The sequence below is a fragment of the Sphingomonas sp. R1 genome, from assembly GCF_025960285.1.
In the GTDB taxonomy this organism is placed as follows: domain Bacteria; phylum Pseudomonadota; class Alphaproteobacteria; order Sphingomonadales; family Sphingomonadaceae; genus Sphingomonas.
The window spans coordinates 609,165-630,316 of the sequence record NZ_CP110111.1 but is presented as its reverse complement, the minus strand read 5'-3'; the positions used below and the strand labels follow the sequence as shown (position 1 = coordinate 630,316).

The 21,152-nt window shown below is 67.2% G+C and carries 23 protein-coding genes and 1 tRNA gene; 16 read left to right on the top strand and 8 right to left on the bottom strand.

The genetic code is table 11. The features are described from left to right. Nucleotide 1 precedes the first annotated feature (1 nt). Both smpB and dapA read right to left on the bottom strand, forming a co-directional pair. The gene (gene smpB, locus OIM94_RS03075; RefSeq protein WP_264608658.1) at nucleotides 2-484 is read right to left on the bottom strand and encodes an SsrA-binding protein SmpB; all 483 of its coding nucleotides are present in this window, start codon (nucleotides 482-484) and stop codon (nucleotides 2-4) included. Between the two features lie 67 nt (nucleotides 485-551). Further along, nucleotides 552-1,433, bottom strand: a complete 882-nt coding sequence (gene dapA / locus OIM94_RS03070) for a 4-hydroxy-tetrahydrodipicolinate synthase (RefSeq protein ID WP_264608657.1) — start codon at nucleotides 1,431-1,433, stop codon at nucleotides 552-554. A gap of 71 nt (nucleotides 1,434-1,504) precedes the next feature. Between dapA and OIM94_RS03065 the strand changes: the two genes are divergently transcribed. From OIM94_RS03065 to OIM94_RS03055, 3 genes are all read left to right on the top strand, one after another. After that, nucleotides 1,505-3,496, top strand: coding sequence for a lytic transglycosylase domain-containing protein (locus OIM94_RS03065; protein WP_264609814.1), 1,992 nt, complete (start codon nucleotides 1,505-1,507; stop codon nucleotides 3,494-3,496). Nucleotides 3,497-3,512: 16 nt separating this feature from the next. Then, a complete protein-coding gene (greB, locus tag OIM94_RS03060; RefSeq protein ID WP_264608656.1) occupies nucleotides 3,513-3,992 on the top strand; it encodes a transcription elongation factor GreB in 480 nt (159 codons plus the stop codon). Between the two features lie 115 nt (nucleotides 3,993-4,107). Next, nucleotides 4,108-4,386, top strand: a complete 279-nt coding sequence (locus tag OIM94_RS03055) for an acylphosphatase (protein WP_264608655.1) — start codon at nucleotides 4,108-4,110, stop codon at nucleotides 4,384-4,386. 73 nt (nucleotides 4,387-4,459) lie between these two features. Here the strand turns inward: OIM94_RS03055 and ettA are convergent, their stop codons facing one another. Continuing rightward, nucleotides 4,460-6,139 carry an energy-dependent translational throttle protein EttA gene (ettA, locus tag OIM94_RS03050; RefSeq protein WP_264608654.1) on the bottom strand — a complete coding sequence of 560 codons (1,680 nt, stop codon included), beginning with the start codon at nucleotides 6,137-6,139 and terminating at the stop codon, nucleotides 4,460-4,462. Nucleotides 6,140-6,388: 249 nt separating this feature from the next. Between ettA and OIM94_RS03045 the strand changes: the two genes are divergently transcribed. Next, a complete protein-coding gene (locus OIM94_RS03045; protein ID WP_264608653.1) occupies nucleotides 6,389-7,768 on the top strand; it encodes a M20/M25/M40 family metallo-hydrolase in 1,380 nt (459 codons plus the stop codon). A 161-nt stretch (nucleotides 7,769-7,929) separates the two neighbouring features. Next, nucleotides 7,930-8,154, top strand: a complete 225-nt coding sequence (locus OIM94_RS03040) for a hypothetical protein (protein ID WP_264608652.1) — start codon at nucleotides 7,930-7,932, stop codon at nucleotides 8,152-8,154. A 128-nt stretch (nucleotides 8,155-8,282) separates the two neighbouring features. On the opposite strand, the gene OIM94_RS03035 is transcribed toward OIM94_RS03040, so the two are convergent. After that, entirely contained in the window at nucleotides 8,283-8,855 is a 573-nt protein-coding gene (locus OIM94_RS03035) for a PAS domain-containing protein (protein WP_264608651.1), read from the bottom strand. A gap of 160 nt (nucleotides 8,856-9,015) precedes the next feature. Between OIM94_RS03035 and folE the strand changes: the two genes are divergently transcribed. Further along, nucleotides 9,016-9,630, top strand: coding sequence for a GTP cyclohydrolase I FolE (folE, locus tag OIM94_RS03030; RefSeq protein ID WP_264609813.1), 615 nt, complete (start codon nucleotides 9,016-9,018; stop codon nucleotides 9,628-9,630). Between the two features lie 14 nt (nucleotides 9,631-9,644). After that, a complete protein-coding gene (locus tag OIM94_RS03025) occupies nucleotides 9,645-10,592 on the top strand; it encodes an NAD(P)/FAD-dependent oxidoreductase (protein ID WP_264609812.1) in 948 nt (315 codons plus the stop codon). Here OIM94_RS03025 and OIM94_RS03020 read toward each other — a convergent pair. Next, entirely contained in the window at nucleotides 10,589-11,035 is a 447-nt protein-coding gene (locus OIM94_RS03020; protein ID WP_264608650.1) for a DUF3429 domain-containing protein, read from the bottom strand. The two genes, OIM94_RS03025 and OIM94_RS03020, sit on opposite strands and share 4 nt — an antisense overlap. Before the next feature lie 79 nt (nucleotides 11,036-11,114). Between OIM94_RS03020 and OIM94_RS03015 the strand changes: the two genes are divergently transcribed. Genes OIM94_RS03015 through OIM94_RS03005 form a run of 3 tightly spaced genes read left to right on the top strand, consistent with a single transcriptional unit; the run spans nucleotide 11,115 to nucleotide 14,341 of the window. Next, the gene (locus tag OIM94_RS03015; RefSeq protein WP_319801140.1) at nucleotides 11,115-12,656 is read left to right on the top strand and encodes a cryptochrome/photolyase family protein; all 1,542 of its coding nucleotides are present in this window, start codon (nucleotides 11,115-11,117) and stop codon (nucleotides 12,654-12,656) included. Continuing rightward, a complete protein-coding gene (locus OIM94_RS03010) occupies nucleotides 12,649-13,020 on the top strand; it encodes a thiol-disulfide oxidoreductase DCC family protein (protein WP_264608648.1) in 372 nt (123 codons plus the stop codon). The genes OIM94_RS03015 and OIM94_RS03010 overlap by 8 nt, the downstream gene beginning before the upstream one ends. Next, entirely contained in the window at nucleotides 13,010-14,341 is a 1,332-nt protein-coding gene (locus tag OIM94_RS03005; RefSeq protein WP_264608647.1) for an ABC1 kinase family protein, read from the top strand. The genes OIM94_RS03010 and OIM94_RS03005 overlap by 11 nt, the downstream gene beginning before the upstream one ends. Here the strand turns inward: OIM94_RS03005 and OIM94_RS03000 are convergent. After that, nucleotides 14,335-15,051 carry an SDR family NAD(P)-dependent oxidoreductase gene (locus tag OIM94_RS03000; protein ID WP_264608646.1) on the bottom strand — a complete coding sequence of 239 codons (717 nt, stop codon included), beginning with the start codon at nucleotides 15,049-15,051 and terminating at the stop codon, nucleotides 14,335-14,337. The genes OIM94_RS03005 and OIM94_RS03000 overlap by 7 nt on opposite strands. Nucleotides 15,052-15,197: 146 nt before the next feature. Here OIM94_RS03000 and OIM94_RS02995 point away from each other — a divergent pair, with 146 nt between their 5' ends. Genes OIM94_RS02995 through OIM94_RS02975 form a run of 5 tightly spaced genes read left to right on the top strand, consistent with a single transcriptional unit; the run spans nucleotide 15,198 to nucleotide 19,890 of the window. Further along, the gene (locus OIM94_RS02995) at nucleotides 15,198-16,085 is read left to right on the top strand and encodes a YdiY family protein (protein ID WP_264608645.1); all 888 of its coding nucleotides are present in this window, start codon (nucleotides 15,198-15,200) and stop codon (nucleotides 16,083-16,085) included. A 52-nt stretch (nucleotides 16,086-16,137) separates the two neighbouring features. Next, a complete protein-coding gene (locus tag OIM94_RS02990; protein WP_264608644.1) occupies nucleotides 16,138-17,346 on the top strand; it encodes a hydrolase in 1,209 nt (402 codons plus the stop codon). Beyond that, nucleotides 17,343-18,359 carry an arginine N-succinyltransferase gene (locus OIM94_RS02985; RefSeq protein WP_264608643.1) on the top strand — a complete coding sequence of 339 codons (1,017 nt, stop codon included), beginning with the start codon at nucleotides 17,343-17,345 and terminating at the stop codon, nucleotides 18,357-18,359. The genes OIM94_RS02990 and OIM94_RS02985 overlap by 4 nt, the downstream gene beginning before the upstream one ends. Beyond that, on the top strand, nucleotides 18,359-19,618 hold the full coding sequence (locus OIM94_RS02980) for an N-succinylarginine dihydrolase (protein WP_264608642.1): 1,260 nt from the start codon (nucleotides 18,359-18,361) through the stop codon (nucleotides 19,616-19,618). Before OIM94_RS02985 ends, OIM94_RS02980 begins: the two co-directional genes overlap by 1 nt. A gap of 59 nt (nucleotides 19,619-19,677) precedes the next feature. After that, nucleotides 19,678-19,890: a hypothetical protein gene (locus OIM94_RS02975; RefSeq protein ID WP_264609811.1), complete on the top strand. Its 213-nt coding sequence runs from the start codon at nucleotides 19,678-19,680 to the stop codon at nucleotides 19,888-19,890. Between the two features lie 62 nt (nucleotides 19,891-19,952). Here the strand turns inward: OIM94_RS02975 and OIM94_RS02970 are convergent. Continuing rightward, nucleotides 19,953-20,029, bottom strand: a tRNA-Arg gene (locus OIM94_RS02970). 83 nt (nucleotides 20,030-20,112) lie between these two features. On the opposite strand from OIM94_RS02970, the gene OIM94_RS02965 reads away from it, so the two are divergent. After that, a complete protein-coding gene (locus OIM94_RS02965) occupies nucleotides 20,113-20,613 on the top strand; it encodes a hypothetical protein (RefSeq protein WP_264608641.1) in 501 nt (166 codons plus the stop codon). Here the strand turns inward: OIM94_RS02965 and OIM94_RS02960 are convergent, their stop codons facing one another. Further along, nucleotides 20,614-21,135, bottom strand: a complete 522-nt coding sequence (locus OIM94_RS02960; RefSeq protein WP_264608640.1) for a tetratricopeptide repeat protein — start codon at nucleotides 21,133-21,135, stop codon at nucleotides 20,614-20,616. Between the last annotated feature and the right edge of the window lie 17 nt (nucleotides 21,136-21,152).

Below are 21,152 nucleotides of genomic sequence, written 5' to 3'. Positions count from 1 at the left end.
ATCAGCCGCGATCGCGGAGGATGCGCGACTGTTCGCGCTTCCAATCGCGTTCCTTGATGGTCTCGCGCTTGTCATGCGTCTTCTTGCCCTTCGCCAGCGCCAGCTCCACCTTCGCCCGCCCCTTGCCGTTGAAATAGACGGAAAGCGGAACCAGCGTCATGCCCTCGCGGGCGACGGCGCCGTGCAGCTTGTTTATCTCGCGCTCGTGAAGGAGCAATTTACGCGGCCGCTTGGCTTCGTGATTGTAGCGATTGCCGTGGCTGAACTCGGGGATGTTGGCGTTGACCAGCCACACCGCCTCGTTCTTGATCTCGGCATAGGCCTCGGCGATCGAGCCTTCGCCAAAGCGCAGCGACTTCACCTCGGTACCGGTCAGCACCAGCCCGGCTTCATAGGTCTGCTCGATGAAATAGTCGAAGCGTGCGCGCCGGTTTTCGGCGACGGTCTTCACTTTGTCGAAGGTAGCGGGACGCGGACGGGCCATAAGACCGCGCGATGTAGGGACGGAGCGGCCGGAGCGCCAGACGTTTGTTGCCGCTCCGGCCCGTTCCTCAGCGCAGGCCGGCGAATTCGAGCGCGGCGTCCACCGCCTTGCGGCTCGCCTCGCCCGCTTCAGTCATCGGCAGCCGAAGTTCCTGCGGGAAGTCGGGGCGCACCCGACCCATCGCGTATTTGACCGGGCCCGGCGAGGCATCGGTGAACATCGCGATATGGAGCGGGTACAGCGTGTCGTGCAGCTCCAGCGCCCTGGCGGTGTCGCCCGCGGCCCAGGCCGACTGGAAGTCGGCGCAAAGCTTCGGCGCGACATTGGCCGTCACCGAGACGCAGCCGACCCCGCCCATTGCATTGAAGGCAAGTGCCGTCTCGTCATTGCCCGAGAGCTGGACGAAGCCTGCGCCGCAGCCTGCGCGCTGCTCGGAGACGCGGCTGAGATTGCCGGTCGCGTCCTTCACGCCGACAAAGGTCTGCGGGAACGCCTGGACGATCCGCGCCATGGTGGCGGGCTGGATGTCGGTCACGGTGCGGCCAGGCACGTTGTACAGCACGATCGGCAGGTCGGTCGCCTCCGCAACGGCGGCGAAGTGGCGGAAAATGCCTTCCTGGCTCGGACGATTGTAATAGGGCGGCACCATCAGCGCGGCATCGGCACCCGCATCCTTGGCGGCACGGACGTTGTCGATCGCCACCTTCGTGTCGTTGGAACCCGCGCCCGCGAGGATCTTCACCCGGCCTTTCGCCTGATCGGCGCACACCCGCACGATGTGGAAATGCTCATCCTTGGGCATGGTCGCGGCCTCGCCGGTGGTGCCGCAGGGCACCAGCGCCGACGAGCCTTCGCCGATCTGCCATTCGACGAGCGCGCGGAAATCCTCCTCCGCGAACGCGCCGTTGCGGAACGGCGTCACGAGCGCAGGGATCGATCCAGAAAACATCGCGCGGAATCATCCTCTTTTTCGGTAGAAACGGGCTGGCAGATACGGTGCGATGTCCTATCATGTCCAGCATGGTCGGTACGGTACTCAAAGGCGCGTTGTTGTTCGCCGGCGTTTCGGGACTGGCAGCCTCCTCGCAGGTGACGCCTGCGATGCTGGCAGCCCTGGCAGGCGGCTTCGTGCCGCAGGCGCAGGCGCAATATGATCCGGTCAGCACGGCGCTGGTCGACTGGAAGCGCCTGCAGCAGTCCGACAATTATCCCTTCGCCGACTATGCGAATTTCCTGCTCGCCCATCCTGGCTGGCCGGGCGAGAAGAGCCGGCGCGCCGCCGCGGAGACGATCCTCGACAGCGGCGCCAGCACGCCGGACCTTGCCATCCGCTTCTTCACGCGCTTTCCCCCGATCACGCTCGCCGGGCGGCTGCGCTATGCCGAGGCGCTCGCCGCCACCGGTCGTCGTGCCGAGGCCGAAGATCAGGCGCGGCGTGCCTGGCGCGGCGGCATCCTGCGCGGCAGCGACGAAAGCCGGCTGCTCGCCAGCTTCGGCAGCGCCCTGCGACCGATGGACCATGACGCGCGCGAGGACATGCTGCTGTGGCAGGGCGCGACCAGCATCGCGACGCGTCAGCTCGCCTATACCTCGCCCGAGCGCCGCCCGGTGTTCGACGCGCGCATCGCCTATCGGACCAACGCCGCCGATGCGGCGACCCGCGCCGGCATCGCCGAACCGCGCGGCCAGGCCGATCCGGGCTATATCGCCGATCGCGCCCGCTGGCTGCGCGAGAACGGCCAGACCCCGGCGATGCGGGCCTATCTTGCCCAGCCCCGCCGGCTGGCCAGCTATCCCGGCGATCTCGAAAAATGGTATGAGGTGCTGCTCACGGCGGCACGCGGCGCGCTGGCCGATGGGCAGTACGACCTCGCCTATCGCATCGCCTCACAAGTCGATGACGGGGCGCCTCCGGGTACCGATCTCAGCGACATGTCGCTCGGCATCCGGGACGACTATACCAGCCTGACCTGGCTTGCCGGAACGGTTGCGCTCAACAATCTCGGCAGGCCCGCGGACGCGGTCGGCATGTTCGATCGCTATGGTCGCGGCTCGAAAACGCCGCAGACCCAGTCCAAGGGGCTGTACTGGGCGGGGCGCGCCGCGGATGCCGCCGGCAATCGCGCGCTCGCACAAAGCTATTACGCGCGGGCCGGTGGCTATCCGGACCTGTTCTACGGCCAGCTCGCGGTCGAGCGCATCGGCCAGCCGCTGAAAGGCCCGCCGGACCTGAGCGGCAAGGCGGCTGCTTCGGCCGTACGCGCTGCCTTCTACGCCCGCGAGACGGTGCGTGCCGCGCAGCTGCTCGGCCAAATGGGCAATCGGCTCGACCAGAGCCTGTTCCTCCGCCAGATCGCGCAAGATGCGACCACCGACGACGATCATCTCCTCGCGGCCGAACTGAGCCGCACGCTGGGCCGCCCGGATCTGGGCGTGATGGTCGGCCGCAGCGCGTTGCAGAACGGCCTCTCCTCCTACACCGCCGCCGGCTATCCCTCGGTAAAGATCCCCGAGGGCCAGCGCGATTACTGGACGATCATCCACGCCATCGCGCGGCAGGAAAGCCAGTTCAACCGGGACGCGGTGAGCCATGCGGGTGCCCGCGGCCTGATGCAGCTGATGCCGGGAACCGCGCGCGAAGTCGCCTCGAAGCTCGGCATGAGCTACGATCCCGGCGCGCTGAACGCCGATACCGACTACAACATCCAGCTCGGCTCCAGCTATTTCCAGAAGCTGCTCGATCGCTACGGCAACAGCTATCCGCTGGCGGTGGCGGCCTACAATGCCGGGCCGGGGAATGTGAACAAGTGGCTGGCGGCCTATGGCGACCCCCGACTGCCGGGCGGCGACATGGTCCGCTGGATCGAACAGATCCCGATCTTCGAGACGCGCAACTATGTACAGCGCGTGCTCGAGAATGCGGTGGTCTACGACCTGCTCAACCCGGCCCATGCGCGCAGCGCCGGCCCCGCCAATCTCAGCTGGTATCTGGGCAAGCGCCAGCCGGGCTGATAGCGCAGGGGCGACCATGTCCGATCGTCCCAACTACATCACCCCCGCCGGCTATGCCGCGCTCAAGGCCGAATATGACCAGCTGTTCGGCACGGAACGCCCGAACCTGGTCGACACCATCTCCTGGGCGGCCGGCAATGGCGATCGCTCGGAAAACGGCGACTATATCTACGGCCGGAAGCGCCTGCGCGAGATCGACCGCCGGCTGGGTTTCCTCGCCCGGCGGATGAAGGCGGCCAAGGTGGTCGACCCCACCCGCCAGGAAGACCGCAGCGGCGTGTTCTTCGGCGCGACCGTGACCATCGCCGACGAGGACGACAACGATCGCACCCTCACCCTGGTCGGCGACGACGAGGCCGATGCGGGCAAGGGCCTGGTCGGCTGGAACGCACCGCTTGCCCGAGCCCTGCGCGGTGCCCGGGTCGGCGATTTGCGCCGGGTGAACCTGCCGGCCGGGGAGCGCGAATATGAGGTGATGGCCATCACCTACCCCTGACGCGGCGGGGACTGCCGGTACTGCGGCGAACCGTGCCCGCGCCCCGGTGCCGATCGGCGCCGGACTGCTACAGGTGAAGGCGGCCCGGATCATCGGGCGCGTACGAAGGGAGCCTATGGCGCAGCAACGAATCCTGGTTTCGGGACGGGTACAAGGAGTCGGCTATCGCGACTGGGTGGTGCGAACGGCACAGCGCGGCGGGCTGACCGGCTGGGTACGCAATCTGCGCGATGGCCGCGTCGAGATCCTCGCCGCCGGCGAAGACACCGCGCTGGGACTGTTCGTGGAAGCCTGCCGCGAAGGCCCGCCGCTCGCCCGGGTGGAACATGTCGAAAGCGATGCGGTGCCCGAGGACAAGGCGCACAAGGGCTTCACCAAGCGCTTCACCGCCTGAGCCTGGGTCCTTCAAAAGAAAAGGGCCGCCTCGCACCTGGCGAAGCGGCCCCTCCCCGTTCTGAGGCGAACGATCAGCGCGTCAGCTTCTTGTACGACAGCGCGGTCGGACGATCGGCGGCGTCGCCCAGGCGGCGGCGCTTGTCTTCCTCATAGGCTTCGAAGTTGCCCTCGAACCATTCGACATGGCTGTTGCCTTCGAAGGCGAGGATGTGGGTGGCGAGACGATCGAGGAAGAAGCGATCGTGGCTGATCACCACGGCGCAGCCCGCGAAATTCTCGATCGCCTCTTCCAGCGCGCCCAGCGTTTCGACGTCGAGGTCGTTGGTCGGTTCGTCGAGCAGCAGCACGTTGCCGCCGCGCTTGAGCATCTTGGCGATGTTGACGCGGTTGCGCTCACCGCCCGAAAGCTTGCCGACGATCTTCTGCTGGTCCGCGCCCTTGAAGTTGAACGCGCCGACATAGGCACGGGTCGACTGATCATGGCCGTTGATCTTCATGTAATCGAGGCCGTCCGAGATTTCCTGCCAGACATTCTTGCTGTCATCGAGGTGGTCGCGGCTCTGGTCGACATAGCCGAGGCGGACGGTCGAGCCGATGTCGATCTCGCCCGAATCCGGGGTTTCCTGGCCGGTGAGCAGCTTGAACAGCGTCGACTTGCCCGCGCCGTTCGGCCCGATCACGCCGACGATGCCGCCCGGCGGCAGCATGAACGACAGGTTCTCGAACAGCAGCTTGTCGCCGTAGGCCTTGGAGATGTTCTTGGCCTCGATCACCTTGCCGCCCAGGCGCTCGGGCACCTGGATGACGATCTGGGCCTTGCCCGGCGTGCGGTTTTCCTGGCTGGCGACCAGCTGCTCGAACTTGGCGATACGCGCCTTGGACTTGGTCTGGCGGGCCTTGGCGCCCTGCCGGATCCATTCGAGCTCGTCCTTGATCGCCTTCTGGCGGCCGGTGGCCTCGCGGTCTTCCTGCTCGAGGCGCTTGGCCTTCTTCTCGAGATAGGTCGAGTAGTTGCCTTCGTACGGGAAGTACTTGCCACGGTCGATCTCGAGGATCCAGCCGACTACGTTGTCGAGGAAATAGCGGTCATGGGTGATCATCAGCACCGCGCCGGCATATTCCTTGAGGTGGTTTTCCAGCCAGTTGACGCTTTCGGCGTCGAGGTGGTTGGTCGGCTCGTCGAGCAGCAGGATCGACGGCTTCTGGATCAGCAGGCGGGTGAGCGCGATGCGGCGCTTTTCACCGCCCGACAGATTCTCGACCGGCCAGTCGGACGGCGGGCAGCGCAGCGCTTCCATCGCGATCTCGAGCTGGTTGTCGAGGCTCCAGCCGTCGACTGCGTCGATCTTGGCCTGGAGATCGCCCATCTCCTCCATCAGCGCGTCGAAATCGGTGTCGTCCTTGGGATCGCCCATCTCCGCCGAGATGGCGTTGAAGCGATCGACCATGTCGGCGGTTTCGCGCGCACCGTCCTTGACGTTCTCGAGCACGGTCTTGCTGGGATCGAGCTGCGGCTCCTGCGGCAGATAGCCGACGGTGATGTTCTCGCCCGGCCATGCCTCGCCGGCGAAATCCTTGTCGATGCCGGCCATGATCTTCATGAGCGTCGACTTGCCCGCACCGTTCGGACCCACGATGCCGATCTTGGCGCCCTGGTAGAATTGCAGGTTGATGTTGTTGAGCACCGGCTTGGGGGCGCCGGGGAAGGTCTTGGTCATGTCCTTCATGACGAAGGCGTACTGCGCAGCCACGGTGGCGGATCTCCGTTGCGAAATTCTGGATGCTGGAAAAGTCGTGCGGCATGTAGCGATGCGGGCCCGGCTTGGCAACGCGGCTATAGCCCTCCCCTTTAGGGGAGGGGTTGGGCCTGAGCCTCACCGAGACCAGCAAGCGTTCTGGCGTCCCTCCACTCCAACCCATCTTCCGAGAAGGAGGGGCTAAGCGCCGGGAACCGTTCATCCCCCATTGCAATCGGTCCGTCTCCGGTTAGCATCCGCAGCATGACCAAGCGCCTCCTGCTCGCGGCCGCTGCCGTGCTCGCCCTGCCCCTCCCTGCTCTTGCCCAGACCGCCGCTCAGGTAGCGAGCGTGCGCGACGCCGCGCTTAAGGACGACGTCGCATGGGACGTGGTGGAAGGCCTTACCACCGAGGTCGGCCAGCGCCTCGCCGCCACCGAGGCCGAAGCGCGCGCCCGCAGCTGGGCGGTCAAGAAGCTCACGGCGCTGGGCTTCCAGAACGTCCATATCGAGACCTACCGCATGCCCGTCTGGGTCCGCGGCGCAGAGACCGCCGAGGTGCTGGGCACGGCAGGCCAGAAGCTCGCGATCGCCGCGCTCGGCTATTCGGGATCGACCGGTGCGCAGCCGCTGGAGGCGGAGCTGGTCTATTTCGCCTCGCTTGCCGAACTCCAGGCCGCGCCCGCCGGCAGCCTCAAGGGCAAGATCGCCTTTATCGACCACGCGATGGTGCCGACGCAGGATGGCTCGCAATATGGCTATTACGGTGCCGTCCGCCGCGCCGGCCCGAGCGTCGCCGCCACCAAGGGCGCGGCGGCCGTGCTGATCCGCTCGATCGGCACCGACCATCACCGCAACCCGCATACCGGCGTCACCACCTGGGCCAAGGGCGTGTCCCCCATCGCCGCTGCTGCGCTCTCCGTACCCGATGCCGAGCAGCTCGTCCGCCTCGTCAAGCGCGGCCCGGTGAAGCTCCGCCTCAGCGTGACGCCGCAGTTCAAGGGCGAAGCGGAGTCCGGCAACGTGATTGCCGACCTTCCCGGCAGCGACCCCAAGGCCGGGATCATCGTCGTCGGCGGCCATCTCGACAGCTGGGATCTCGGCACCGGCGCGATCGATGACGGCGCGGGCGTCGCCATCACCACCGCGGCGGCGCTGCAGGCGGCCAAGCTGGGCCAGCCGCGTCGCACCATCCGCGTCGTGTGGTTCGGCGCCGAGGAAGTCGGCGGCTTCGGCGGCGCGGCCTATGCCAAGGCGCATGCCGACGAACGCCATGTGCTGGCGATGGAATCCGATTTCGGTGCCGATCGCGTCTGGAAGTTCGAGACCAACCTGCCGGAAAGCGCCAAGGCGATCGGCGATCGGCTGGAGGCGGCGCTCTACCCGATCGGCATCGAGCGCGGTCGCGGCACCGCGCATGGCGGCACCGATGTCGAGCCGATCCTGGCGCTCGGCGTCGGCACCATCGGCCTCAACCAGGACGGGCTGCGCTATTTCGACCTGCACCACACGCCGGACGACACGCTCGACAAGATCGATCCCGCGCAGCTGCGGCAGAATGTCGCTGCATGGGCCGCGATGCTGGCGATCGCCGCCAACGCGCCTGAGGACATCGGTCCGGTCGCTCTCCACAAGGGCGAATGACGCGCCGTCCCGAATTCGGGCAAAAACATGGCCAAGTTGCGGCCCGGCGCGGGTGGCGCGACATATTTGCGTTTGACGACACGCCTGTCCTGCCCCATGCAACGGGCTTGGACGGGCGGATCGCTTCGCCTTCGAAACGATAGTGAGTTGGGAGCACCCGAATGACCAAGCTTCGCCTGATCGCGGCAGCAGCCCTGCTGACGCCGCTGGCCGCCTGCGGCGGTGGCGAAGGCAATGTGGCCGATGGATCGAACTTCGCGCCCGAGGCCAATGCGATGATCTACCAGAATGATGCCGAGGATCGCGCCAATGCCGAAGCGGACGCGATGATCGGCAACGCCATGCCGGACAACGGCGCGGACCAGGCTGCCGGCAACGCCGGCTGACGGCGCCCGTCGCGGGAATTCACGGGGCGTCTCCGGCGACGGAGGCGCCCTTTTCCTTGGCGAGATGCACCGTCGCACCGGTGCCGCTCCCCGCGATCGCAGGGGAGCGTGCTCCCGCCTGATCGGGCTCAGTAGCCCGCTTCGATCGCCATCCGCACGGCGTCGGCCGCGGTGCGTACGCCCAGCGCGCGGAACATCGCCGCCCGGTGCATCTTGATCGTCCGCTCGGTAAGGCCGAGGTCGTAGGCGATCTGCTTGTTGAGCTTGCCGGCCGCCATTGCGATCAGCACCGCGCGCTGCCGCGGCGAAAGCCCGCCGATCTTGTCGCGCGCGATCGTCGCGCGGTGGGCGGTGCCTTCCTTCGGCCCCTCCACCTCCATCTGCGAGCCCAGGAAATATTCGAGCTCGCCGTCCTCGCCGAAGATCGGGGCGACGAGAACCGCATTGCGGAACGGCGTACCGTCCTTCTTGTAGTTGAGGATCTCCACCATGACCGGCCGTTTCTCGCGCACGCCGGCGCTCAGCGCTTCGCTCAGCCAGGGTTCGGTCTTGTCGCCGCTGAGGAAGCGGCAATTGCGGCCGACGATCTCGTCGCGTTGATAGCCGGTCAGGGCCATGAAGGCGTCGTTGCAGTCGACGATGGGGTTATCGGGCAGGCGGGGGTTGCTCAGCACCGCGGCAACGGCGCTCCCGGCAATCATGTCGGCTAAAGGCATTGGTCGGCTTTCTGCATCCTTATGGGGTCGCGCAAGCGGATACCCTTTTGTCCATGTTCCCGGTTTCGGCCGGGTTCCTCATGTGGAGGACACTCGATGCCGGCGTGCCAAGCAAACGCTGCCGGTGAAACGAAAGGTAGGCCCGATGAACTTCTTCTGCAACGATATAGAACGGGCCGATAACGAAACAGGCGCGGAAATGGTCCCGGACGAGGTCCAGGAAGCCGTCCGCACCCTGCTGCGCTGGGTCGGCGAGGATCCCGAGCGCGAGGGGCTGCGCGACACGCCGCTGCGCCATGCCAAGGCCTGGCGCGAATATTGCGCGGGCTATGAGGAAGATCCCGGCATGCACCTCGCCCGCACCTTCGAGGAGGTCGCCGGCTATGACGAGATCGTGCTGCTCAAGGACATCCCGTTCCAGTCGCACTGCGAGCATCATCTCGCCCCGATAACCGGCAAGGCGTCGATCGCCTATCTCCCGAAAGACCGCGTCGTGGGCATCTCGAAGCTCGCCCGCGTGCTGCACGGCTATGCCCGCCGTCTGCAGATCCAGGAGCGCCTCACCGCGGAGATCGCGCAGGCGATCTGGACCCATCTCCAGCCCGCCGGCGTCGCCGTGGTGATCGAGGCGCAGCATGGCTGCATGACCGGCCGCGGCGTGAAGACGCACGGCGTGGGCATGGTCACCAGCCGCATGCTGGGCTGCTTCCTCGAGGATCGCAGCAGCCGCGCCGAACTCATGTCCCTCATGGGCTATTGAGCGAGTTGATGGGCATGGACGTGGTGATCCTGGGCGCTGGCATTGCAGGCCTTGCCTGCGCCGACCAGTTGCGTGCGGCCGGGCATGACGTGACCCTGTTCGACAAGGGGCGCGGTCCCGGGGGCCGGATGTCGACGCGGCGGGTGGAGCTGGACGGGGTGCGCCTTCAGTTCGACCACGGCGCCCAGTATTTCACCGTCCGCGACGATCGCTTCCGCCGGCAGGTGCAGGACTGGCAGGCGCAGGGCGTCGCCAGTCCCTGGCACGAGGCAGGACCCGACGCCTGGGTCGGCACGCCGGCGATGAATGCGCCGGTGCGCCACATGGCATCGGCGCACCGCGTGCATTTCGGTCACCATGTCGTGGGCCTGACCCGCAACGCGCAGGGCTGGCACGTGCGGCTGCAGGACCAGCAGCACGGACCGTTCGATGCGGCGATCATCGCGCTGCCCGCCGAGCAGGCGGCGGCGATCCTCGGCACGCACGACCTGATGATGGCTGCGGACGCGATGGCGGCACGGTCCCAGCCCTGCTGGACGGCGATGATCGCCTTTGCCGATCGCGTGCCGATCGCCGCCGACAGCATCCGCCAGCACGGCATCATCGGCTGGGCGGCACGCGACGGTGCGAAGCCCGGCCGCCAGGACGGCGAAACCTGGGTGGTCCAGGGGCATGGCTCCTGGTCGACCGAGCATCTGGAGGATGCGCCGGATGCCGTCGCGCAGGCATTGCTGGATGCCCTGCTCGCCCATGCAGAAGGTCCGGTTCCCGCGCTGCGCTATCTCGCCGCGCATCGGTGGCGGTTCGCGATGACGCCGGGCGTCGACAAGGGCGCGCTGTGGAACGGTACGCTGCGCCTTGGCGCCTGCGGCGATTGGCTGCAGGGTCCGCGCGTCGAGCTCGCGTGGCTCTCCGGCCACCGCCTCGGAACGCTGATCGGAAGCGCGGCCGCCGCGGCCTAGCGCAGCGCGAGCGCGAGGGTCAGCAGGCCCAGCCCGGTCGAAAGTTGCAGACGCAGGGCCATCCAGCCGCGCGTGCCGCTCCCGGTTCGCGCGAGGCGCAGGTCGACCAGCGGGGACACAAGGATCGCCGTGCCGAGCGCAAGGAGCGTTGTGGCGATGCTCAGGCCATGGCGCTGCAACAGCATCAGCCCCCAGGCCAACAACGAAGGAACCACTGCCACGGCGAACAGCCCGGCGGTCGCGCGGCCCCGCGCCACGCCCTGTCCCCACCAGAGACCGCCGAGGAAGCTGTAGATCAGGGCGGCATAGCCGAACCCGGCCTCGAGCAGGAGCGCCCGCTGATCGGGAAACGCGGCAATGCCGGCGACGCAGCCGATCGGCGGCAGCAATCCGGCATAGCCCAGGAGGCGTGCCGCAGGCGGTAGCGAAGCCGATTTTTCCATGCTCGACCGATCGCCTGCGGACCGCCCCCTCTCAACCTGTCCGAAAAGACATCGCGCCCGCGGCCGGCCCCTGCCCCACATGCCCGGCATGGCCCGCCTCCTCCTTCTTCTCGGCGACCAGCTTAGTGCTGGCATCGCCGCGCTTGCCGACGCGGACCGCGAGGCGGACGTGGTGCTGATGGCGGAGGTCGCCGAAGAGGCGCGCTACGTGCCGCATCACAAGAAGAAGCTCGCCTTCGTCTTTTCGGCGATGCGGCATTTCGGCGAAGCACTGCGCGCCGATGGTTGGCAGGTCCGCTACACATCGCTCGACGATCCGGACAATGCCGGCAGCCTTGTCGGCGAGATCGCGCGGGCGCGCGCCGACCTGGATATTGACGAGATCCTCTGTACCGAACCCGGCGAGTGGCGCCTGCGCGGGGCGCTGGCGGCGGTACCCGGGCTCACGCTGGTGCCCGATACCCGTTTCCTGATCGATCCCGCAGGGTTCCGCGCCTGGGCGCAGGGCCGTCGGCAGCTGCGGATGGAATATTTCTACCGCGACATGCGGCGGCGTACCGGGCTGCTGATGGACGGCGACGCGCCCGCAGGCGGCGAGTGGAATTACGACCACGACAATCGCGGCACTCCGCCGCCGGGAACCAGCGGACCGGCGCTCCCCGCCTTCGAACCGGACGCGATCACCCAGGCGGTGCTGGAGATGGTCGAACGACGCTTTCCGGACAATTTCGGCGACTTGCACCCATTCTCCCTGGCGGTGACACAGGCGGATGCCGAAATGGCGCGCGACCATTTCCTCGCCCACGCCCTGCCCCGCTTCGGGGACTATCAGGATGCGATGCGCCGCGGCGAGCCCATCCTGTTCCACGCGCACCTCGCACTGTATCTGAACATTGGCCTGCTCGATCCACTGGACCTGTGCCGCCGCGTCGAAGCCGAATGGCGCGCCGGACGGGTGCCGATCAACTCCGCCGAGGGTTTCATCCGCCAGATCCTCGGCTGGCGCGAATATGTCCGCGGCATCTACTGGCTGCACATGCCCCGCTACGCCGAGGCCAATGCGCTGGAGGCGCACCGCCCGCTCCCGGAATTCTACTGGACCGCGAAGACGGACATGGCGTGCATGCGGGACGCCGTCGAGCAGACCCGTGCCCATGCCTATGCCCATCATATCCAGCGGCTGATGGTAACCGGCAATTTTGCGCTGCTGGCGGGCATCGACCCCTATCTCGTCCATGTCTGGTACATGGCGGTCTATGCCGATGCCTATGAATGGGTGGAGATGCCCAACACCATCGGCATGGCGCTGTTCGCCGATGGCGGGATCATGGGATCCAAGCCCTATGCAGCGAGCGGCGCCTATATCGATCGCATGTCCGACTATTGCGCCGGCTGCCGCTACAAGGTGAAGCTGAAAGCGGGCCCGGACGCCTGCCCGTTCAACTATCTCTACTGGGACTTCGTGTCCCGCCATCGCGATCGTTTCGCCCGCAATCCGCGCATGGGGCCGATCGTCCGCAACCTCGACCGGATGACCGACGAGCGCAAGGCCGAGATCCGCGCCGATTCCGCGCGCTTCCTCGATGCGCTGGTCCCGGCGGGGAGCCGCTGGAATGGCTGAGCCGCTGACCGTCTGGTATGACGGCGGATGTCCGCTGTGCACGCGCGAGATCGCGCTGATGCGACGCCTCGACCGAAAGGCAAGACTCCGCTTCGTCGATGTCAGCGACGGCACCACCGCCTGCCCGCTGGACCGGGGCGCGTTGCTTGCGCGCTTTCATGTCAGTGATGCACACGGGCATTTCTACAGCGGGGCGGCGGCGTTCGCAGCGATGTGGCGGGCGATCCCGCTGCTGCGGCCACTGGGTCTCCTCGCGCTTCTTCCGGGGATGACTTGGGTCCTCGAACGGCTCTATCGCGCGTTCCTGCGCGTTCGACCCACAGTCCAGCGCTGGATGCGCGAAAGGGAACGGCATGGCGGATGATCAGGCATATGACGGCCGCTCGCGGGCGGTTCCCAAGGGGCGACTGGCGCGCTTCGGTGTAATGGGGCGGCTGGCAGGCGGCGTCGCGGGCAATGTGCTCGCCGAGGGCGCCAAGCGCCTCGTCGCCGGCGAGCGGCCGCAGCTTCGCGATCTCGTCCTCACGCCGGGCAATGTCGCCCGCGCGACCGAGCAGCTCGCACAGTTGCGCGGCGCGGCGATGAAGCTCGGCCAGATGATCTCGCTCGACGCCGGCGACGTGCTGCCGGACGAGCTTACCCAGATCCTCGCCCGCCTGCGGGACCGCGCCCACCACATGCCCCCCGCCCAGCTTCAGCAGGTGCTCGCCAGGGAATGGGGTGCCGACTGGCGGCGTCGCTTCGCGCTGTTCGAGGCACATCCGATGGCGGCCGCTTCGATCGGACAGGTCCATCGCGCGCGGCTTCCCGACGGACGGATGCTGGCGATCAAGGTCCAGTATCCCGGCGTGCGCGAGAGCATCGATGCCGATGTCGACAATGTGGCGACGTTGCTGCGCCTGTCCGGCCTGCTGCCCAAGGGCCTCGACATCGCGCCGCTGCTCGGCGAGGCCAAGCGCCAGCTGCACGACGAGGCGGACTATGTCCGCGAGGCGGCGATGATGACGCGCTACGCCGATCACCTGGCCGGCGATGATCGCTATCTGGTGCCGCGTCCGGTGCCTGAACTTTCGACCGCGAACGTGCTGGCGATGGACTATATCGCCGCCAAGCGGATCGAAACGCTGGAAGCAGCGGACCAGGCGGAGCGCAACCGGGTCACGACGGCGCTGATCGACCTGGTGTTGCAGGAGCTGTTCGCCTTCGCCTTCATCCAGACCGACCCCAACTTCGCCAATTACCGCTACCAGCCGGAAAGCGGGCGACTCGTGCTGCTCGATTTTGGTGCCGCGATGCCGGTTTCTGACGCAATTACCGATGGATATCGCAACCTTCTGCGAGCAGGGCTGAACAGCGACCGTACCGCTGTCCGCACTGCGGCGCTGGACCTCGGCTTTTTCAGCCAGGCGGCGCTGGATCGCCACCCCGCGGTAATCGACCGGATGATCGCCCTGATCCTTGAACAGACCGACCGCGCCGACGATTTCGACTTTGGCGACCGCAGCTTCCTCCAGGCGGTGCGCGGCGAAGGCATGCAGATGGTGGAGGATCGCGCGGTCTGGCACGTGCCTCCTGCCGACACGCTGTTCGTCCAGCGCAAGATCAGCGGCATGGCGCTCCTCGCGGCGCGGCTGAAGGCGCATGTCGCCCTGCGCGGGCTCGTCGAGCGCCGCCTCGGTCAATAAGGAATACGGGCACCGTCCCAGGCGAAGATGCCGCCGGAGTCTTCCGGGCGGAGCCGATCGAGAACGTCGACGAGATAGGCGGCGCTTTGCGCTGGCGTGAAAAGCTTTTCCGGTGCGACACCGCGCTGGAACGGGGCCGACAGCGCGCTGTCGACGGTGCCCGGATGCAGGCCCGCGACGATCGCTTGCGGATGGGTCCGCCGCAGCTCGATGGCGAAATTTGCCAGCAGCATGTTGAGCGCCGCCTTGGATGCGCGATAACTGTGCCAGCCACCCAGCCGGTTGTCCCCGATCGATCCCACGCGGGCCGAGAGCGCAGCGAACACCCCACGGCCATCGCGCGGCAGCAGCGGCAGGAAATGCCGGGCGATCAGCGCCGGACCGATGGTGTTGACCGCAAACAGTGCTGCCATCGCCTGCGCATCGAGTGCCCGATACGTCTTTTCGGGAGCCAGCATCGGTCCTTGATGCAGAACCCCGGTCGCGACGAATACGAGGTCTACCGGTCCCTCCACGTGCGCCGCAGCCGCCGCGATGCTGGCCTCGTCGGTCAAGTCGAAGGGGAACGGCACCAGACGCGCATCGGTCTGCGGGGCGGGTTGCCGGCTCCCCAGATAGAGGCGCTCGATCGCGGGATCCTGCGCGAGCCGCTCCGCCACCGCCGCGCCCATCCCGCCGGACGCTCCGAAGATCACCGCACGCTTCGTCATGCCATTCTCGCTTTCCCCCGCGGTTTCGACGCACGCGTCGATGGCGGCAACCTGTCCGACCGGACGCCCCCCGCGCCCATTCGTTGTGCAGATGCGATAACCTGCCCTTTTTGCGCCCCGAATCTGCGGCTAGGACAAAGGCCGTCATGCGCGCCCTGCTCCTCGCCCTCCCGCTGCTGCTCGCGAACACCGAGGATCCGCCGATTCCGCCGACGATCAAGGCGATGCTGGATGCGGCGATGAGCTCGGGCAATGAGGGCGACGTTGCCGTGATCGTAAAATATGCCAAAACCGCCGACCCCGCGAGCGCGCCGCTAGTCGCCAAAATCGCCGGAGACTGGCGCTCGAAGCGACGTGAAGTCGCGCAGCAGGCCTTGCGCGAGGCGCATTTCCTGCAGCTGGTGAAAGGCCATGTCGAACTCGGCGGCTATGTGACGACCGGCAATTCCGAGAATATCGGGGTGACCGCCGCCGCGGAAGTGAAGCGCGAAGGCATCGAATGGCGCCACAAGCTGCGCGTCCAGGCCGATTATCAGGAGAGCCTCGGCGTCACCACCCGCGAGCGCTACCTCGCCGCCTATGAGCCAAACTGGAAGTTCGACAGCCGCGCCTATATGTACGGCGCGGCGCAATATGAAAGCGACCGCTTCTCGGGCTTCGGCGATCGTATCTCGATCTCCACGGGTGCCGGCTATAGCGCGATCAAGAATTCTGCGGTGAAGCTCGACGTCGAACTCGGCCCGGCCTATCGCTACACCCGCTTCATCGGCGCGCCGTCGGAAAACAACATTGCGGCGCGCGGTTCGCTCGACTTCGCGTGGAAGCTGTCGCGCGGCATGTCGGTCACCCAGACCGCCTCCGCCTATCTCGAGAAGGACAACAGCACCGTCGCCACCAAATCGGCGCTGCTGGCGCGGCTGATCGGTCCCTTGTCCGCGCAGCTCAGCTACACGGTGCAATATGAAAGCGCGCCCCCGATCGGCCGCGTCAGCACCGATACGACCAGCAGGGCGGCGCTCGTTCTCGACTTCTGACTGCGTTGCCAGGGGTGTTCAACCGCCCCGGTTCCGGGCTACCACGCCGGGCATGGACAAGCTTTCCGCGATCGAACGGACGGCGATCGAGCGTGCCCAGGCCGCGCCGATGCTGGAGAGGACCCTGGACTGGACGGCGATCAACAGCGGCAGCCGCAATCTGGGCGGGCTGGCGACGATGGCTGGTGTATTGGCAGACGCCTTTTCCGTGCTGCCGGGGACGCTGGAGCTGATCGCGCCCGAGCCGGTCGATACGGTCACGCCCGCCGGACTTGTCGAGCCGCTCGCACATGGGCAGCATCTCCTGCTCACCGTGCGCCCCGGCGCGCCCGTTCAACTGCTCTTTACCGGCCATATGGACACGGTGTTCGCCGCCGATCACCCGTTCCAGCGAGCGCGCTGGCTGGACAACGGGCATCTCAACGCCCCGGGCGCGGCGGACATGAAGGGCGGTCTCGCGCTGCTCCTCGCCGCGCTGGAGGCGATCGAAGCCGTCCCGCTCGGCGCGCAACTCGGCTATACCGTGCTGATCAACGCCGACGAGGAGACCGGCTCGCTTTCCTCCCGCGCACTGATCGCCCGCGTGGCGCAAGGAAAGGCGGCGGCGCTTACCTATGAACCCGCGCTCCCGGACGGGACGCTGGCGGGCGCACGCGGCGGCACCGGCAATTTCTCGCTCGTCGTCCACGGTCGCAGCGCCCATGCCGGACGCAATCCCGAGGAGGGTCGCAACGCGCTGGTCGCGGCTGCCGCTCTGGCGGTACAATTGGCGGACGCGAAAGCGCCGGGCCTGTCAGTGAACCCGGCGCGGATCGACGGCGGCGGCCCCAACAACGTCGTGCCCGACCTCGCCATCCTGCGCGTCAATTTCCGCCCGGGCGACGCCGCCGCGATCGCGCGCGCGCAGACGGCTTTGGACGATGCGACCGCGGCCGTCAGCGCCGCCTACGACGTCCATGTCCACCTGCATGGCAGTTTTAACCGCCCGCCCAAACCCATTGATATGCGAGCCGCCCGCCTGTTCGATCTGGTGCGGGGAGCCGGCGCCGATCTTGGGTTGCCGATCGCCTGGAAGGCGACCGGCGGGGTGTGCGACGGTAACAATATTGCCGCCTGCGGCGTACCCGTGGTGGACACCATGGGCGCTCGCGGCGGCGCCATTCATTCGACGGAGGAATTTCTGATCCCCGAAAGCCTGCCCGAGCGCGCTGCGCTCTCGGTTCTGACCATTCTCCGCCTCGCCGAGCGGGGCCGTCCATGAACAGCTTCCGCATCCGCGCCGCACGGGACGAGGATCTTCAGCCCCTATACGAGATGGCAAAGCTAACCGGTGGCGGTTTCACGAATTTGCCGCCGGACAAGCCTGCTCTGCGCGCCAAGCTCGACCGCAGCCATGCCGCGTTCGCGCGCACCGAGGAGGATGCCGAGACCGACGATCTGTTCGTGCTCATCCTTGAGAATGTCGAGACCGGCGACGTGCGCGGCACCTGCCAGATCTTCACCCGCGTCGGCATGAAATGGCCCTTCTACAGCTACCGCATCGGCACGGTGACCAAGCACAGTCAGGAACTCAAGCGCACCTTCCGCGCTGAAATCCTCAGCCTCGTGAACGATCTCGAGGGTTGCAGCGAGGTCGGGGGGTTGTTCCTGCACCCGGGCGAGCGCGCCGGTGGACTGGGCCTGTTGCTGGCCCGCGCCCGCTATCTCTTCATCGCCCAACACCGGGCGCGTTTCGCCGACCGCATCCTCGCCGAACTGCGCGGGGTGATCGACGAGGCAGGCGGCTCGCCCTTCTGGGACGGCGTCGCCGGGCGTTTCTTCGGCATGAACTTCCAGCAGGCCGACGAGTTCAACGCGACCCATGGCAACCAGTTCATCGCCGACCTGATGCCCAAGCACCCGGTCTACACCGCAATGCTGTCCGAGACCGCGCGATCGGTGATCGGCCTGCCGCATCCGTCCGGTCGCGCAGCGATGCGGATGCTAGAAAATGAGGGATTTGCCTTCGAAAGCTATATCGACATCTTTGATGGCGGCCCGACGATGACCGCCCGAACTGATCAGGTCAAGACGGTGCGCGAGGCCCAGCACGCGACGGTAGCGGCGGTGCTCGCGGGCGGTGAGCCAGCATTGGTCGCGACCGGCCGGCTCGCGAACTTCCAGGCAGCCCTTGCCCAGGTCGCGCCGAGCGAAGGCGGCGTCGCGATCGATCCGGTATCCGCCGCTGCGCTAGGACTTGAGACCGGCAATGAACTCCTGTGGGTTGCTCGCTGATGTTGGTCGAGATCAACTTCGACGGGATCGTCGGCCCCAGCCATAATTATGCCGGGCTGAGCCCCGGCAATCTTGCCGCTACGCGCAATCGCGGCCAGGTCTCCCATCCGCGCGCTGCCGCGTTGCAGGGACTAGCGAAAATGCGTGCGAACCTCGCGCTGGGACTGCCGCAGGGCATCCTGTTGCCGCATGCCCGGCCGGACCATCGCTGGCTCGCACAGCTGAGCCTCCGCTACGAGCAGGCTCCGCCGCACAGCCAGGCGCAGGCGCTGTCCGCCTCGCCGATGTGGGCAGCGAATGCTGCGACCGTCTCGCCCGGTCCGGATACCGCCGACGGGCGGTGCCATCTAAGCGTCGCCAATCTCGTCACCATGCCGCACCGCAGCCATGAATGGCCTGAGACCCTGGCGCAGCTGCGGCTCGCCTTTGCCGACCCCGCCTTTGCGGTGCATGGGCCCGTGCCGGCGCCCTTCGGCGACGAGGGCGCGGCCAACCATATGCGGTTGGCGGGGACGCATGATGCGCCGGGGGTCGAGATATTTGTCTACGGCATTGCGGGCGGCCCCTTCCCCGCCCGCCAGCATCCCGATGCGAGCGCCGCGATCGCACGCCGCCACCTGCTCGATCCCGCCCGCACGCTGTTCGTGCAGCAATCGGAAGCGGCCATCGCCGCAGGCGCCTTCCACAACGATGTCGTGGCAGTGGCCAATGGCCGCGTCCTTTTCGCGCACGAGCACGCCTTTGCGGACAAGGAGCGGTTCTACGACCGCCTGCGCGCCATCATGCCCGAGGTGGAGATTGTCGAGGTGCCCGCAGAGCAGGTCAGTCTTGCGGATGCGATCGCCTCCTATCTGTTCAACGCGCAATTGGTGTCGCTGCCGGGGGGCGAAACCGGCCTCGTCCTGCCGGGCGAAGCCCGCGACACCCCGGCGGTATGGAACTGGCTGCAGGCACATGTCGCCGGTAACGGCCCGATCCGCCGCCTCGAGGTGGTGGATGTCCGCGAGTCGATGGCGAATGGCGGCGGACCGGCCTGCCTGCGGCTGCGCGTCGTCGCCGATCCGGCCACGATCGATCCGCGCTTCCTGGTCGATCATGCCAAGCTCGATCGCATCGCGGCAGTGATCGAAGCGCAGTGGCCAGACGCGATCGACCCGGCCGCCATCGCCGATCCAGCGCTGATCGCCCGCGTCGAAACCGCCCGCCATGCGCTGCTCGAGACGCTCGGCATTGTCGAGTTAATTGACAGTTTACCATAAGGCGCGACGGAAGAACGGCGGAAATGCGAGGCTGGCACGCGACTTGCTGCGTGGCAGCCATGCTGTACCGGATCGGCCGCCTCTTCGTGATCAAGTCGAAGTTCGAGGCCTATCTCGTGATCTTCGGCCTCGCCAATGGCGCGGTCGAGCGCGGCTTTCATTATATGAGCCTCTACCCCGGCATCGGCGGCAAGCTGCTGTTCGCGGTCTGCCCGATCGCGGTGTTCATGGCCGGAGGGCGGATCCTCGACAGCCTCGATACGGGGCTCTGAACCGGGCACCGAGATGCCACGAAAACACAAACCCCCGCCGAGCTAGGCTCTGGCGGGGGGAGTGGCGCGCCCGGAACGATTCGAACGTCCGACCCTCAGATTCGTAGTCTGATGCTCTATCCAGCTGAGCTACGGGCGCCTGGTGGAGGGGAGCCTTTATCGGCGGTTTCGAACGAGCGCAAGCCCGTTGCGCCAAGTTTTCCACACGCATATGGCGGTGCCATGCGATCGCTCCCCCTCCTTGTCGCGAGCGCCGTGCTGCTTGCCGGCTGCGCCCAGACCAGCACGCGCTATCCTTCGCTGCTTCCGCGGGCGAACGAAGCACTCGACTTTACCGAGCCCGAGCGCCCGGTGGCGCAGGCAACGCCCGATGCCGGGCTCGACGCGCAGATTGACGCACGGATGACGACGATCGAGGCGACCGACCGGGATTTCCAGAAGGCGGCGAAGGATGCCGATGCCAAGGTCGCCCGTGCCCGCGGCCTGGCGGCAGGGACCAGCCCCTGGCTCGATGCGCAGACGGCGCTGAGCGTGCTCGACGGCCTGCGGTCGCGCGCCGCGGTGACGCTGGGCGAGCTGGACCAGTTGCGGATCGAGCGCGCACAGAGCGGACAGCCTGAATATCCCGCGCTGCAGGCCGCAATGGATCGTGCAGGCGCTATCGTTGCCGGCGAGGAAACGCGTGCGCGCGCGCTCGAAGCCGCGATCGCGCCCGCCAGCTGATCAGGGCTTGGCCGGCGTCTCGCCCGCCGGTGGCGTGGCCGCGGCAACCGGCGTCGCTGCCGGCGTCGGCGGCGGCCCCTTGGCGATGGTGGCGGCGAGCGTCGTCGCCTCCGCGCAACCCGCCTTGCAGATCGTCCTGATCTTGGCGAGATTGTCCTTAGCGCGGGTCATCGCGCCCTTGGCGACCATGGCCTCCCCTTGCCCGCGCAGCGCGGCGAGATCGTTGGGATCGAGCTTCAGCGCCTCGCCATAGGAGCGGATCGCCTTGCCCGGCAGATTCTGCGCGCGGGCGATGTCGGCGATCAGCACGAATGCCTCGCGGTTGCGCGGATCGACCGCCAGCGCGCTTTCGAGCAGATCGTTCGCGCCGCCAAGATTGCCCGCTGCCTGCGCGCTGCGCGCCTGACGCACCAGTTCCACCGAACGCGGATCGAGCTGGCTGTCCGGGCGCTGGGCGCTCAGGCTGCTCGAAACCGTCAGTACCAGCAGCGCACCCGCTGCCGACAGGGTCGTGAACCGCATCAACATCTCCAGAACTC

Coding starts and splice junctions, on each gene's coding strand:
- smpB (WP_264608658.1), bottom strand. CDS start 484: ATGGCCCGTCCGCGTCCCGCTACCTTCGACAAAGTGAAGACCGTCGCC.
- dapA (WP_264608657.1), bottom strand. CDS start 1,433: ATGTTTTCTGGATCGATCCCTGCGCTCGTGACGCCGTTCCGCAACGGC.
- OIM94_RS03065 (WP_264609814.1), top strand. CDS start 1,505: ATGGTCGGTACGGTACTCAAAGGCGCGTTGTTGTTCGCCGGCGTTTCG.
- greB (WP_264608656.1), top strand. CDS start 3,513: ATGTCCGATCGTCCCAACTACATCACCCCCGCCGGCTATGCCGCGCTC.
- OIM94_RS03055 (WP_264608655.1), top strand. CDS start 4,108: ATGGCGCAGCAACGAATCCTGGTTTCGGGACGGGTACAAGGAGTCGGC.
- OIM94_RS03045 (WP_264608653.1), top strand. CDS start 6,389: ATGACCAAGCGCCTCCTGCTCGCGGCCGCTGCCGTGCTCGCCCTGCCC.
- OIM94_RS03040 (WP_264608652.1), top strand. CDS start 7,930: ATGACCAAGCTTCGCCTGATCGCGGCAGCAGCCCTGCTGACGCCGCTG.
- OIM94_RS03035 (WP_264608651.1), bottom strand. CDS start 8,855: ATGATTGCCGGGAGCGCCGTTGCCGCGGTGCTGAGCAACCCCCGCCTG.
- folE (WP_264609813.1), top strand. CDS start 9,016: ATGAACTTCTTCTGCAACGATATAGAACGGGCCGATAACGAAACAGGC.
- OIM94_RS03025 (WP_264609812.1), top strand. CDS start 9,645: ATGGACGTGGTGATCCTGGGCGCTGGCATTGCAGGCCTTGCCTGCGCC.
- OIM94_RS03020 (WP_264608650.1), bottom strand. CDS start 11,035: ATGGAAAAATCGGCTTCGCTACCGCCTGCGGCACGCCTCCTGGGCTAT.
- OIM94_RS03015 (WP_319801140.1), top strand. CDS start 11,115: ATGCCCGGCATGGCCCGCCTCCTCCTTCTTCTCGGCGACCAGCTTAGT.
- OIM94_RS03010 (WP_264608648.1), top strand. CDS start 12,649: ATGGCTGAGCCGCTGACCGTCTGGTATGACGGCGGATGTCCGCTGTGC.
- OIM94_RS03005 (WP_264608647.1), top strand. CDS start 13,010: ATGGCGGATGATCAGGCATATGACGGCCGCTCGCGGGCGGTTCCCAAG.
- OIM94_RS03000 (WP_264608646.1), bottom strand. CDS start 15,051: ATGACGAAGCGTGCGGTGATCTTCGGAGCGTCCGGCGGGATGGGCGCG.
- OIM94_RS02995 (WP_264608645.1), top strand. CDS start 15,198: ATGCGCGCCCTGCTCCTCGCCCTCCCGCTGCTGCTCGCGAACACCGAG.
- OIM94_RS02990 (WP_264608644.1), top strand. CDS start 16,138: ATGGACAAGCTTTCCGCGATCGAACGGACGGCGATCGAGCGTGCCCAG.
- OIM94_RS02985 (WP_264608643.1), top strand. CDS start 17,343: ATGAACAGCTTCCGCATCCGCGCCGCACGGGACGAGGATCTTCAGCCC.
- OIM94_RS02980 (WP_264608642.1), top strand. CDS start 18,359: ATGTTGGTCGAGATCAACTTCGACGGGATCGTCGGCCCCAGCCATAAT.
- OIM94_RS02975 (WP_264609811.1), top strand. CDS start 19,678: ATGCTGTACCGGATCGGCCGCCTCTTCGTGATCAAGTCGAAGTTCGAG.
- OIM94_RS02965 (WP_264608641.1), top strand. CDS start 20,113: ATGCGATCGCTCCCCCTCCTTGTCGCGAGCGCCGTGCTGCTTGCCGGC.
- OIM94_RS02960 (WP_264608640.1), bottom strand. CDS start 21,135: ATGCGGTTCACGACCCTGTCGGCAGCGGGTGCGCTGCTGGTACTGACG.